This is a genomic window from uncultured Veillonella sp. (genome assembly GCF_915069625.1).
GTDB lineage: Bacteria > Bacillota > Negativicutes > Veillonellales > Veillonellaceae > Veillonella.
Genome location: NZ_CAJZFD010000043.1, coordinates 1 through 13,597 on the forward strand (window position 1 = coordinate 1; position 13,597 = coordinate 13,597).

Annotated in this window: 11 protein-coding genes and 1 pseudogene; 2 read left to right on the forward strand and 10 right to left on the reverse strand. The window is 41.0% G+C overall.

The features are described 5' to 3' along the window. From QZ548_RS03635 to QZ548_RS03655, 5 genes and pseudogenes are all read right to left on the reverse strand, one after another. A pseudogene (locus QZ548_RS03635) lies at positions 1-1,078 on the reverse strand (glutamate synthase subunit alpha); the annotation flags it as partial. 354 nt (positions 1,079-1,432) lie between these two features. Further along, a complete protein-coding gene (locus tag QZ548_RS03640) occupies positions 1,433-2,302 on the reverse strand; it encodes an RluA family pseudouridine synthase (protein WP_295868386.1) in 870 nt (289 codons plus the stop codon). A gap of 1 nt (position 2,303) precedes the next feature. Next, the gene (gene eis, locus QZ548_RS03645) at positions 2,304-3,497 is read right to left on the reverse strand and encodes an enhanced intracellular survival protein Eis (RefSeq protein ID WP_295868389.1); all 1,194 of its coding nucleotides are present in this window, start codon (positions 3,495-3,497) and stop codon (positions 2,304-2,306) included. Between the two features lie 174 nt (positions 3,498-3,671). Further along, on the reverse strand, positions 3,672-4,607 hold the full coding sequence (locus tag QZ548_RS03650) for a DUF2156 domain-containing protein (RefSeq protein ID WP_295868405.1): 936 nt from the start codon (positions 4,605-4,607) through the stop codon (positions 3,672-3,674). 52 nt (positions 4,608-4,659) lie between these two features. Beyond that, the gene (locus tag QZ548_RS03655) at positions 4,660-5,778 is read right to left on the reverse strand and encodes an efflux RND transporter periplasmic adaptor subunit (RefSeq protein ID WP_119207289.1); all 1,119 of its coding nucleotides are present in this window, start codon (positions 5,776-5,778) and stop codon (positions 4,660-4,662) included. A 111-nt stretch (positions 5,779-5,889) separates the two neighbouring features. Here QZ548_RS03655 and QZ548_RS03660 point away from each other — a divergent pair, with 111 nt between their 5' ends. Further along, entirely contained in the window at positions 5,890-6,741 is an 852-nt protein-coding gene (locus QZ548_RS03660; RefSeq protein WP_295868392.1) for an aldo/keto reductase, read from the forward strand. Between the two features lie 58 nt (positions 6,742-6,799). Here QZ548_RS03660 and QZ548_RS03665 read toward each other — a convergent pair whose 3' ends face one another. Genes QZ548_RS03665 through QZ548_RS03675 form a run of 3 tightly spaced genes read right to left on the reverse strand, consistent with a single transcriptional unit; the run spans position 6,800 to position 9,063 of the window. Continuing rightward, entirely contained in the window at positions 6,800-7,138 is a 339-nt protein-coding gene (locus QZ548_RS03665) for a branched-chain amino acid transporter permease (protein ID WP_119207287.1), read from the reverse strand. Next, positions 7,131-7,844 (reverse strand): AzlC family ABC transporter permease, encoded by a 714-nt coding sequence (locus QZ548_RS03670; protein ID WP_119207285.1) that lies wholly within the window; start codon positions 7,842-7,844, stop codon positions 7,131-7,133. The genes QZ548_RS03665 and QZ548_RS03670 overlap by 8 nt, the downstream gene beginning before the upstream one ends. 52 nt (positions 7,845-7,896) lie before the next feature. After that, positions 7,897-9,063, reverse strand: coding sequence for an iron-containing alcohol dehydrogenase (locus QZ548_RS03675; protein WP_295868398.1), 1,167 nt, complete (start codon positions 9,061-9,063; stop codon positions 7,897-7,899). A 232-nt stretch (positions 9,064-9,295) separates the two neighbouring features. On the opposite strand from QZ548_RS03675, the gene QZ548_RS03680 reads away from it, so the two are divergent. After that, positions 9,296-10,114, forward strand: a complete 819-nt coding sequence (locus QZ548_RS03680; RefSeq protein ID WP_105089831.1) for a MetQ/NlpA family ABC transporter substrate-binding protein — start codon at positions 9,296-9,298, stop codon at positions 10,112-10,114. Positions 10,115-10,314: 200 nt separating this feature from the next. On the opposite strand, the gene QZ548_RS03685 is transcribed toward QZ548_RS03680, so the two are convergent. Together QZ548_RS03685 and QZ548_RS03690 are read right to left on the reverse strand one after the other, a co-directional pair. Then, positions 10,315-11,130, reverse strand: a complete 816-nt coding sequence (locus QZ548_RS03685) for a nitroreductase family protein (protein WP_105089832.1) — start codon at positions 11,128-11,130, stop codon at positions 10,315-10,317. Positions 11,131-11,802: 672 nt separating this feature from the next. Further along, positions 11,803-13,356, reverse strand: a complete 1,554-nt coding sequence (locus QZ548_RS03690; protein ID WP_295868402.1) for a nitrite/sulfite reductase — start codon at positions 13,354-13,356, stop codon at positions 11,803-11,805. Positions 13,357-13,597: the final 241 nt, after the last annotated feature.

The window sequence follows — 13,597 nt, forward strand, 5'->3', positions numbered from 1 at the left end:
CCATCATGAAGCTATTGAACTCATAGAAGTCATGTTTTTCTTGGCTCATGAGATTATTGCGTTCCCAAGGTTCAGGAATCATCATCATAATCGCATGAGGCAAGGAACGACCTGTCATGTGCAAGAATTCCAAAGTATTGTCGAACATAGCGGAGTCAGAACCGCTGTCATCTACTACAGGGAATACCTTTTTAATATCTGGGAATAATGGAGATTCTGCTTTACCTTCACGAGCATTGATCCAGTTTACGTTACCACGGATTGTGTTGATTTCACCATTGTGCACTAAGAAACGGTTAGGATGCGCCCGAGCCCAGCTTGGGAATGTATTCGTACTGAAACGGGAGTGAACCATAGCCAATGCAGATGTGAAATCAAGGTCGCTCAAATCAAGGTAGAAGTCGCGCAATTGACCAGGTGTTAACATACCTTTGTAGACGATTGTTTTAGAGGACAAGGATGCAATATAGAAATCGCTAGATAATTCCTTGCTCAATGGAACAATACGTTTTTCCGCTAATTTACGAATAATATATAATTTACGTTCAAATTCTTTATTATTAGTTACGTCTGGGCCTTTGCCGATGAGGATTTGAATCATCCAAGGACGGATAGCAGCTGCTTCTTTACCAACCTTTGTACCATCTACTGGTACTTCACGCCAGCCAAGAACAACTTGACCTTCTTCACGTACAACTTCTTCAAAAATGCGTTTTTGCTCGTTACGGAGACTTTCATATTTGTGAGCAAACACCATACCTACGCCGTACTCACCAGCTGCAGGCAAGTTAATACCAAGCACTTCGCATTCGCGTTTGAAGAACTCATGCGGAATTTGTACCAAAATACCGGCACCATCCCCTGTGTCCTTATCTGCACCAGCACCACCACGGTGTTCAAGACGCTCTAAAATGCGCAAGCCATCATCGATAATATCATGGGATTTTTTCCCTTTAATATTAACGACAAAGCCCATACCGCACGCATCCTTTTCAAATTGGCTGCTGTACATACCATTAGCTTCAAGTCTAGCTTGATCTAGACGTTGTTGCTCGATTGTGCTCTGATTCATATCCATAACGTGCACTCCTTCATATCACTTGATCAATCCAAGCTCTGCGGCATCGTTCCGTTCGGTCTTGGTGAAAGTATAAACTATAAACTACCTCTAAAGAATCCATTCTGTAGTGATATTATCGGCTGTGACTGTCCATAACCTCATCTAAGTTTTAAATTCTATAGAATTTTTGTCTATACATAGTATACTCCTGTCCACTGTGAATTGAAAATATAAAAAAAACATAGTCTATGACTTTAAGTCATAGACTATGATTTTTTATCACTATTGTTTTTTGTATACAAGAATCTGTAGCATGCTCTATGTCCACATCATCATGTAGCTTATAGTTGATGATACTTATAAAATCAATTACTATTTTTCACGGCCAAAATCGTCCCCTACTTCACAAGTTACCGTCATAGGCTCGTCCTTACCATAGGGCACAAAGGTGAGTTCTGATGCGTGCAAGCATTGGCGTGTATATGGCTTGTTCCGTGAACCATACATGGCATCACCCACGATAGGATGATCAATGTGTTCCATGTGCACACGGATTTGATGTGTTCTCCCTGTCAGTAACTTGAACTTTAGTAATGTATGATCGTCTTCGTGACCCAGAACGGTATATTCCGTTTGAGCCGGTTGACCAAATTCATCGACAACGCGACGGTTATCAAATACTGGATCAACGCCGATAGGTGCATCAACTACGCCATTCTCCTCAATGCGACCTTCTACGAGACCTGTATAGATGCGATTGATACGCCCCGCTTGTAGTTCATCAGTGTAATATTGCTGAGCTTCCTTTGTTTTTCCAAAGAGAATACAACCCGATGTGTCTCGGTCAAGGCGATGTACAGGACGCACCTTGTGCACTACACCTTTTTTAGCATAATACCCAGCCACATAGTTACTCAATGTACCAGATTTAGTTTGCCCTGCAGGATGAACAAGCATGAATGGAGCTTTATTAACTACCAAGGTATGAGCATCTTCGTAGAGTACGGTAATAAGCCCTTTTTCTACATCGATGCCATAGTCCTTATCCTGTGGTAATTCCAAAGTTAATACATCACCCTTTTTAAGGGAACGCTGGGAATGGGCTACACGGCTATTTACTTTCACCCGTTTCTTGCGGAACATCATTTGAATATCTCGAGAGGATAATGAAAAGCGTTCCTTTACATATTTAGAGACCGTCAATTCAGTCGGTTCTTTCACTGTATACGTTTTCCAGCTCATATTACCACCATTCATTAATATATGTTTTTTGTTCAGGATATAGAATATCGAAGAATTCTAGCCATTCTTCATTAGCTGAAAGTTTACCTTCAAAAGCAAGGTCACGAGCGGTTAATGTGCCTATCAAGAGTTGGCTCAAAGCACCGACTTCAACAGTAATATCTACGTCCCCATCTAATGTGTCGGACACCTTTTTAACCGTTGGTGTCAATGTGCCGCCATATTGGACTTCATAGCGCCCTTCATTCCACTCACAAAGGCTATCTTTCACACCAAAGGTCATTGTAATAGGCATCATCAAAGCCTCTGGATTCACAGGAATCGCCTCAAAGGCAGCTTTTACGTCTACAATACGACTCATCATGTATGGTATCGTGGAATGGCCACTTTTACCATCAGGATAGAATCGATAGTATGTATCGTGAAGGCCTTCATTCCAGCGAATTGTAATGCCTTGAGAACGGTGATTATAGAAGTAATTTAACAATGCTCGTTGGGCACGGCGTGTAGTATAAACTAATTCGGAAACAGGAATTTCTGGTTGGCCTAAACGATACACCGCATAACCTTCGATAACACCTTCATCATTGCGCACAACAGCGATGTTTACGCCTTCTGCAAAGAAGCTACCAAGCAAGCGTTTCCATTCCTTTTCACCGCGCTCTGCATAACCAGAAAGACGGGCTGTATATGTTTTATATACAGGATCAAGCAATGTCCATTGGTCAACGCTATTAAGTAAACCAAAGCTCAAGGATTTATCAGTCATAGGGCGCAAGTCTTCAAGAGACATTGTGTTCACCCATTGATGTGCGTAAAGTTCCCACCCATATTGCTGGTAGAATGCAGCCTTGGAAGGCATCAAAATCGTCAATGCTTGACCGCGGTTGCGAAGCTCTTCAAGAGAAGCCTTCAACAACGCACCTCCTACGCCACCACGACGAGCGGCTGGATGTGTGGCTACGCCAACCATATAGCTTGTAGGCAATACAGCACCACGAACATTGATATTATATTGACGTAAATGAACGGTACTCAACAATTGATCTTGTTCAAGACCAACCATTGTGTTTTCTGGTTCATAGCAATTTGTAAAGTAATATTGGAAGAATGGATCTTCCTTTGGTTCAAAGCAGTATGCCCATAGATTTTCCACATGTGGCGTATCTTGAGCCGTTGCAATTCTAAATTCCATAAGTTTATCCTCGTTTAGTATAAAAAACGCTCTCTATCTGTCGCATCGCATCGCATCGCATCGCATCGCATCGCATCGCCATGATGATACACAATGTGTAGTCAAATAGATAGGCTAACACTTCTATTATAACAAAAGGAGCTATGAAGCACATCGGCTTCATAGCTCAAATTTTTATTTACCGCCTGTCGCATTGTCTGCTTCGTTAGCATATACTGCGTCATATTTTTCAGCAAAGTGATCTGGATTGTAAGATTCTTTTGCTTGGCGAAGACCAGGTAAGCCCATATCTTCTTCACGGTTAATGAATTCTACTTCGCTAAATTCATGACGAATGAATTCATTATTGATTGCTTGGTACAAACCACGAATATCTGGGTTTGCTTTTTCAATGTGAATCAACGCCATTTTATCATTCAACAATTCACCGATACTGAAGGCTTCAACGCGGCCAAACAATTTGATGGCGCCGCCTTTAAGACCTAACGCCTCCCAGTTATCGAATAACAAGTTGATAGCTACCAATTCATCTTCGATACCTTCTTCATGATGAGTTTCTACCCAAGATGCTGCTGTTTCGCGGCACAATGGAATGATATCTTCAGTGATTGGCATATATTCATAGTTAGAATATTGCATGCGGAATTGATTCAAATGGTTTTTCTTTTGACGGAATTTCTTGCCAGACAAGTTGATAAGATCTTCAGACTTATAAATGTATTCGTAGTTGTCGCGGTCAGGTGTAAATTCATAACGACCAGGACATAACTCTTCCATGCGTTCTTTTACAACTTTGCTAACACCTTTAAAACGGAATGGCAAATTGTTTTCTACGAACCATTCTTTAGCGCGTAATAAACCATCGAGGAACTTTGCATCTTTACCGGCAAATGGAGGCAATAGGAACGGTTCACGTTTACCGCCACCTTGGATGTACAATACACCATTTTCCTCAGCCCAACGAATGCCGTACGCCTCTTGCCACATAAACAATGTAGTAAAGCAGTTATCAGATGCTTCGTAATGATGTTGTTCAAAATATTTATCGATTAATGGTTTATCTCTTAGTTCAAAACGTTTAAATTCTAAAATAATAATCCCTCCTATCAGATTCCTCAGTCGAGGTATTCACTATGGATACATACAACCACATGGTTGTTCATTATAATTTAACGGATTCCCCTAATTCAAAGGTTCCATCACTTGTGATTACCTTATCGCCTTCGTTTAGGCCTGAAATAATGGCTACATCATCGTCTTCTGTCATACCTACTTCAACGACACGTACGTCAACGGTATTATTTTCAGTCAATACATACACGTATTTGCCATCTTGGTTTTCACGAACTGCTTTACTTGGTACAGTGAGCATTTTCGCTTTTACATTAGACTCGATAATCAATGTATAGAATTCACCAGCCTTAATGAGGCCTTTGTCATTGTTGAAAGTAGCTTTCACAAGAACACTTGGTACATTTTCTGGCTGTGTTACATCTACATAGGTCAATTCACCAGGTAATTCTTGGTCACCTACCTTAAGTAGTACCTTAATCCCCTTTTTAGCATCAGGTGTGCCAAGCTTCATCGCCGCATCACGAGGAATGCTAAGGGATGCTACCATCGGTGTAGATTGTTGAATCATCATGAACGGACGATCTGCAATGGCCATTTGACGGTCTTCATTGTAAATAGCCGTTACCGTACCAGCTATAGGCGCTACAATTGTAGATGCTGCCATTTGTGCAGATACTTGAGCGATTTGAGCCTCAATAGCCGCCGTATTAGCGCCACCGCCGCCACCGCCAGTTGTTACTGTCGTAGTTTGTGGTTGAGACCGCTCTACAATGCGATCATATTCTTTTTGAGTAATCATGCCCGCTTCGCGCATCTTCTGAGCTTGTGCCAATTGAGCACTATCTACAGACGCTGCTGTCGTAGTTGTCACAGACGTCGCATAAGACTGAGCTGAGACTTGCGCTAACTGACCTTGTAAGGATGCTAGCTGTTGCTGTAAAGCCGATGTATCTACAGTGGCCAAGACTTGACCTTGTTGTACTTGGTCACCTACTTTCACAGCATATGCGACCTGCCCCGTCAACGTCGGCGTTACCGTCGCCTTATTGAGGGCTGTTACATTGGCGTCATTATGGATCTGCAGCGGCATATCCTTGTATGTTACATCAGCAACGGATACCGTTTTCGTACCGCAACCAGCGATGGTCAAGGCCATCATCACAACACCAAGCATAGCAACTACAGAATAAATTCGGTTTAATTTCATTCTGTCACTTCCTGTCATATTGATTTTTATCAATACCTTAGTATATCATAAAATCAATTAGAATTGTATGAAAGCTAATTCCTTTAATTAATGGATATAACGGAGGTTCTCATGGAAGAACGGATGGATTTTAGAATTTTAAATAACGGTAGCTTTATTCCCTCTATCGGTTATGGTACCTACAAAACAGGTAGCGAAGGCGAAACAGAACAAGCCGTAACTAATGCATTAAACGTAGGCTATCGATTACTCGATACAGCTGCTTACTACGGCAACGAAGAGGCCGTTGGTAGAGGCATCAAAGCATCTGGTGTTAAACGTACGGATATTATTGTAACTACCAAGATTTGGCATACCGACGCAGGCTATGATAATACAATGCGTGCTGTTGAAAGCTCCTTGAAAAAATTAGACACTAATTACATCGACATTATGCTCGTACATCAACCCCTTGGCGACTATTATGGTTCTTGGCGTGCCATGGAAGAGTTATACGATCAAAACGTATTGCGCGGGTTAGGCCTGTCTAACTTTTACGAAGATCGCTTAATCGACTTGCTATATCACTGCAATGTGAAACCGGTGGTGAACCAAATTGAATGTCATCCATTCAACCAACGCCACTCTCTTATCCAATTGATGAGAAAACATCAAGTAGTAGGCATGGCTTGGTCTCCATTCACCCGTGACCGCCAACCTATTTTTGACCATCCTATCATCAAAAGCTTGGCTGAAAAATACGGCGTGTCTAAACATCAAATTATCTTGCGTTGGCACATCCAACGTGGCATCATTCCATTGCCAAAAGCAAATAATGTAAGTCACATGGAAGCCAACTTCGATGTATTCGATTTCAAACTAACAAACATCGACATGGATGTTATGGAACTATTAGACCAACAAGACTTCTTGGAAGATCACCATACTGCACCAGGTCTTGAAAGACTTTTACAACTTAAATAAATATAAAAACAAAACCACTTATATCTACTCCTCTAAGAATAGATACAAGTGGTTTATTTTATTTCGGCACATTAAATACGGCTTGTACGAGTATCATATAAATCACTGTACCGGCAGCAATCGATATGAGCATGTTACGTTTCCATAAATGTAACCCTACCGTAACAACTAATGCTATGAGCTCAGGGATACCATACGGATATGCTAAAATGACGGTCTCCTTAAAGGTATATACAACGAGCATGCCCATAACGGCAGCCGGCAAAGCCTTACCTAAAAAGAGTACAAAATCTGGTGCCTTTTTTCCTGGTGGAAATACAAGGAAGGCACCAAAACGAGTGAGTAATGTACCGGCTACAACAATAGCAACGGTAATGACCATTTCTGTACTAGTCAAGATGTACACCTCCCCACTTATACGCAATATAGCAGGCTACTAGCATACAGCTCATAGATAAAAGCATAAAGAGCGATTTACCAACCAATAAGAGCATAACTATGGCCATAGCTGCACCAGCTACACCAAAGGCTCTAATCTTGTTATTTTTTGCGTTGAGCAGCATTTCAAGAAATACCACTATGAACAGACCTGGTAATACAAAATCGATGCCCCGTAAATCTACAGTAGCCAAGAGATTGCCAAACAGACCACCTGCAAAGGTACTAAATACCCAGAACACATAGTTGAGCCAAGACACGTGGAAATAAAACCATTTTTCATCTACATCATCGGGCAGTTTAGTAGCCATATTGATGGCAAAACTTTCATCACACATCCAAGCAACTGTAGGAAACCATTTCCAGCCCATATGTACATATCGTTGTAGTGCAGATAGTCCATAAAAGAAATGGCGTCCATTAACGAACATGGTCAGTATAAACGCATTAATCGGATCAAATCCGGCCATCAACATGCCGATCGTCACAAACTCCATGGATCCTGCAAAAATGGTAGCCGCTAAAACCGGCGCCGTCCACCAAGGGAACCCTTGGCTCGTTGCATATAAACCAAACCCTAAACCTATGAAAAAGAAGCTGATACCCATAGGAACCATAATAGGAAATGCAAAGGAAAATGCACTTCGATTTTTTATTTCATTCATAGGGGGCGCCTCCTTTCCAAATCACATACATTTAAAGTGTTAATGTCATTTATTATAAAGCGCGCGTTAAAATTTCACGAGCTACGTCTGGTGTTACATCGCCTTTTTCACCAAGTCGTGTCATACCATGGTCTTCCAATTGTTTCACAATTTTATCAACTGCTTCTTCGCCTAGACCATAATCTTTCAAATGTGTAGATACACCAAGGGACTCGAAGAATTCACGAGTTTTAGCAATCGCTTTGTCTGCTTTTTCTTCTGTTGTACCTTCTGTAATATGCCATACACGTGTAGCGTATTGTGCCAACTTATCGAGTTTGTCGGCTTTTTTCACTTCTAACAATGCAGGCAATACGATAGCTAATGTAATACCATGGTCAAGATGATATGCCGCTGTTAACTCATGACCGATAAGATGTGTTGCCCAGTCTTGTGGCACGCCGGCACCGATCAAGCCGTTTAATGCCAAGGTAGAGGCCCACACGTGATTAGCGCGAATGTCGTAGTTTTCTGGATTTTCTACTGTTTCTTTGCCGATTTCAATCATAGTTTTCAAAATACTTTCACTAAAACGATCTTGAATACGGCCGTCTACAGGATATGTTAAATATTGCTCTGTGGTATGCACGAATGTATCGATAACGCCATTCTTAACTTGTTTTTCTGGCAATGTGAAAGTCAATGTTGGATCGAGCATAGAGAACTTAGGGAATACTAAGCTACTGAACACAGGGAACTTACCATCACCATAGGTAATAACAGCACCATTATTCATTTCAGAACCTGTGGCAGGTAGTGTCATAACGGTACCAAATGGTAATGGATTTGGTACCATTTCTACCGGAACCTCTGGAACACCAGCTTTCATAACATCAATAACAGGGCCATCATAAGTAGCACCCATAACGATGAGCTTTGTAGCGTCCACCACAGAACCACCGCCTACAGCAAGGACGAAATCTACGCCATGTTCTTTAATGAAAGCAACGGCACGTTCACATGTTTCGAGAGATGGATTTGGTTCAATACCACCGAATTGCTCAACCTTGCGGTCGCCAAGAGCTGCCACAATACGGTCAATAAGACCACTGCGCACAGCAGAGCCACCACCATATGTAATAAGCACCTTTGCATCCTTTGGTACTAATGCATTTAATTCGCTCAAGCGATCTTTACCGAATACAATATGTGTAGGGTTATAAAAATCAAAGTTAAACATAGTGACCTCCTATATATATCATATAAAACCTATAAGTCTAATTGTACGAAATTTATATCTATTATATCATTTTTTCGATATTCTTAGATATGCTACACCCCTTATCATTAGCGAGCTCATAAAAGCCATAGCTTTAATCTATAGCTAACCGATATCTTTTGCTCTATATACAAAATCCCATTCACATGATAGGATATATACATTATATGTATAAGTAGAAAGGGATGTTCTCATGAAATTAAAAAAATTTATTGCCCCTCTTCTCGTTGGCGTTCTAGCATTCGCCATCGCAGGTTGCGGCACAGATACAAATCAATCTAGCCAAGCACCAAAAGAAATTAAAATCGGTGCTACTGCAGGTCCTCACGCTCAAGTAGCTGAAGCAGTTGCAAAAGAAGCTAAAAAACAAGGTATCGACCTTAAAGTTGTAGAGTTCTCCGATTATGTAACACCAGATAAAGCTCTTGCTGATGGCGACATTCAATTGAATGCGTACCAACACGTGCCATTTATGGAAAACTTTAACAAACAAAATGGTTCCAACTTAGTAGCAATCGGTAAAACCCTTTTAGTGCGTATGGGATTATATAGTAATAGTGTACATAGCGTACAAGATGTACCTGAAGGCGCTACGGTTTCTATTCCAAATGACCCTACTAATGGTGGTCGTGCATTAGTATTATTAGCTAAAGCTGGATTAATTACGTTAAAAGATGGTGTCGGCTTCAAAGCAACTGTTGCAGATATCACATCTAACCCGAAAAATATAAAGATTCAAGAATTAGAAGCAGCTCAATTACCTCGTAGTCTAGATGATGTAACAATTGCAGTTATTCCAATGAATTATGTACAAAGTGCTGGCCTTAGTGTAGAAAAACAAGGCTTCTTCTTCGAATCAAAAGATGAACCACTAACAGTCATCGTACTTGCGGTACGTAGTGAAGACAAAGACAACGAAACTTACAAAAAAATTGCAGACATTTACAAATCTGATGCAATTAAACAATTCATCAACGATACTTTCAAAGGTAGCATTACATCTGCAAACTAACCAAAAGACCGACCTCAATACGAGGCCGGTCTTTTTGATAAACAATCTTTTATAGATCTATAAATACGACTATCACCTTAACAAATGTAGTAACTACAGTAAAATATGTATAATGCCAAAAAGCGATACCCTAACTATTTAGAGTATCGCTTTTATTTTATTCTTTAGTATCAATCACTATTATTAGTAATCAATCACTACTATTCTTCAGTATCGAATGTTACGTCCAATGGTTGGCGTTCCACGATGTTACGGTAACGAACCTTTGGATAGCCCATCAAGATACCACCAGCAATGATTTTATCCTCTGGTACACCTAATAGTTCCAATAGTGGTTTATACTCTGCTTCGCCTGCATGTTCAAAGAAGCCAGCCCAACAAGTGCCTAAACCTAATGTTGGTGCATACAACTCTGCATAAGACAAGCAGGAATGCCCGCTATCGTGAGTACGGTGAATATCTTTTTTAGAACCGATGGCCACTACTAGCGCAGGCGCATCGCGCAAGATGTATTCCTTACCCTTATCGACCTCAGCTTGTGCTGCACGAGCATAAAGACGCATAATCGGCACAGTTTTCGCAGCCAAATGCATCCACTCAAGAACGAGATCTGCAATGCGACGCAACTTTTGTTTGTCCCGAATAACAATATAGGAAATACCTTGTGTATTTGTTGCTGTTGGAGCCATTCTTGCAACGTTTAAGACCTTGCGAATAAGCTCAGCAGGAACTGGTTTATTTTGATAATTACGAATAGAGCGACGGCTGCGCAAGAATAACTCAGCTTGCTCTGGCGTTAATTTTTGTTCTTTTGTGATATCGATTTGCTCTTTACGTGGGGTCATATCACTATCAAGAGCAAGCGTTGGGCATACGGAAATACAATGCCCACAGGAGATACAACCTCCCTTGCCAGTTACAGGCCCATTTTCGGACATCACTAGCAAGCCTGTTGGACAGTCAGCTACGCAAAGGCCGCATCGTGTACAGACTTCTGTATTGACGGTAAATAACATCTGATAAATCCTCCAAACACTACTATAAAGCCTATTATAACACACAAAATCAAGTGATATCTAGTTTTAACCAATCGATTTAATTGTAATGGTGCTAGCTTATCGCTATATATTGCCCTTTTGGATGGGGCCCCGTTTCATTAGTACAACTTGGTAAAAAAAGTAAGGATACTCTTGCTTGCTCCATCCTTCGCAAAGTCGCTGCACAAGCGCATCCTTACTTTTTTATCACTTTAGTTATAAAGATGTCCCATCCAAAAGGCAACTATAATCAAGTTATAAGCACGCCCAAGCACCATTACAATTAATCTATAAAATAAATCTACAAAACACTAAAATTTTATACCCTATAATAGGCTTTAAAGTAGTGGCGCCACGCCCACCATGTGGGAAAAAATAGCCTGCAACTAGGATTTAGAGTAGTGGCGCTATGCCCACCGTAGGGGAAGGACTAGCCTGCGGCTAGTCTCTCCCTTTCCCCATCATATAAAAGCATTTGAGTAAAGATCAGATGTAGCTTGTGATGGGACTAGTTAATAGCAGACGCTCAAATAATAAAAAGAGGTCCCTATGCAGCGACTTTGCGAAGAACGGAGCAAAGAGGGACCTCTTTTTATTATTTATTGAGTTGTCGCAATCTAACGGGGCCCCATCACAAGCGGAAAAGGAAATTTACTCAAATGCTTTTATAAGTTCCATGTATTCCGCTTTGTGTGTCATTCTCCATGTACCAAAGTCTGGTTCTGGGGATTGGTTTAGGATGTTTGCCAAGGCTTCCAAGAATTCTGGGATTTTTGTGGCTACGATATTACCTGCCATTTTACCGAAGTTTTCGGAGCCCATGTGTTCGGAACCACCGTCTACGAGGATGAAGGCTACTGTAGGTTTCTTATCTACTAGTTTAACCGCACCATGGAAGCCAATTTCACCAATTTGGTGTGTACCACAGGAGTGTGGACAGCCAGAGATGTGTAGACGAGGTAGTTTACTTGTATCTACACCTTTTTCTTCAAGGTGTGCAAAGATATCTTTCAATAGGCCATTAGAGTCTTGCATACCGATTTGACATACTGTAGAGCCTACGCAGGATACGGAACGACGGAAATCATTTTCCGCACTATCGTCTGTTAACTCTGCGATTTTACGAGCCTCATCAGCAGTAAGGTTGATGAAGAACAATGCTTGGTCTGGCGCAATACGTGCTTCTACTTGATCAAGTGTTACAGCATAATCAAGAGCAGCCAATAGGTGTTCTACATTAGCATCGCCACCTGCCGGATGGTATTCTACGTAGTATAAACCTTCTTGTTTTTGACGGTGAATACGATCGTTTTCCACAGACTTATCACGCTTACCAGTTTTTGTAATTTCATAAGCATAGTCAGCTGGATTAATGGTTAATTGTTCCACTTCTTTCACCATAGCCAATGTTTCTTCATAGGTCTTGATGAAAGCTTCAGCTCCACCCATTTCCGCAGGCATATAGCGAGTACGAGCCTTGCCACGGTTTTTGAAATTTCCATGGTTAGCAAAGACCATAAGCATAGCTTTCACATGGTATAAAACATCCTCAGGCGCCACATCGTGCGCTACAGGAATACCAATACGAGGATTTGGGCCAATACCACCACAAGCGTATACATCAAAGGTATTGTGTTTCGTTAAATTGAAACCAAGGTCCTTGAACGTAGCATGCGGCGTACTATCAAAGCCATTATCGATACCCATTTTAAATTTGCGAGGGATTTTGATGTAGAACATTTGCTCTAGAAGAAACTCGCTAATAGCCGTTGCATATGGCGTAATATCTAAGGTTTCACGAGGATCAATACCGCGCAAAATACTAGCTACCACATTTGGATTGTCACCACCAGCACCGCGGTTATAGATACCGTGATCATAACATTCTTTATATAGATTTAGAATTGTATCACCATCGAGGCCATGCATTTGCAAACATTGGCCAGTAGTGAAATGTACGTGCTGCAAATTATATTTGCGAATAGAGTCCGCTAAAAACTGCATGTGCTCGCGTGTCATGCGCCCACCGTTGAAGCGCCAACGGCTCATACCAGAGTTAGCACCACGCTCAGCATAACTACCATAGGCACCGGATTGCCCTTTATAGTCTGCAATAGACATTTCTTTCTTATAGAACTTATGCGTCATATCTTCAAACTTTGGATAATCTGCAATTAATCGATCTTTCAACTCTTGTGTAATCATATTAGTACCCTCTTGGCTTATATTTATTAAGCATAATACAGAACTTTTCATAGGCTAGTATACCATACACGCATACGTATGTTAGTAGCCAAGCTCACAATTTTAATATCAATTACAAATAATATGCTTTACAATCTGTAATAATAATTACTTTTAATAAGAGCCAAATCAACATAGAGTAGATTTTAAAAATCATAACCACCCGTAGAACGGGTGGTTTGCTCTGACCCTATAAGGGTCT

Bases quoted from the DNA above. Each gene is read 5' to 3' on its own strand.
- QZ548_RS03685 (WP_105089832.1), bottom strand. From the start codon at position 11,130: ATGTTATTTACCGTCAATACAGAAGTCTGTACACGATGCGGCCTTTGC.
- QZ548_RS03640 (WP_295868386.1), bottom strand. From the start codon at position 2,302: ATGAGCTGGAAAACGTATACAGTGAAAGAACCGACTGAATTGACGGTC.
- QZ548_RS03680 (WP_105089831.1), top strand. From the start codon at position 9,296: ATGAAATTAAAAAAATTTATTGCCCCTCTTCTCGTTGGCGTTCTAGCA.
- QZ548_RS03660 (WP_295868392.1), top strand. From the start codon at position 5,890: ATGGAAGAACGGATGGATTTTAGAATTTTAAATAACGGTAGCTTTATT.
- QZ548_RS03670 (WP_119207285.1), bottom strand. From the start codon at position 7,844: ATGAATGAAATAAAAAATCGAAGTGCATTTTCCTTTGCATTTCCTATT.
- eis (WP_295868389.1), bottom strand. From the start codon at position 3,497: ATGGAATTTAGAATTGCAACGGCTCAAGATACGCCACATGTGGAAAAT.
- QZ548_RS03690 (WP_295868402.1), bottom strand. From the start codon at position 13,356: ATGATTACACAAGAGTTGAAAGATCGATTAATTGCAGATTATCCAAAG.
- QZ548_RS03655 (WP_119207289.1), bottom strand. From the start codon at position 5,778: ATGAAATTAAACCGAATTTATTCTGTAGTTGCTATGCTTGGTGTTGTG.
- QZ548_RS03675 (WP_295868398.1), bottom strand. From the start codon at position 9,063: ATGTTTAACTTTGATTTTTATAACCCTACACATATTGTATTCGGTAAA.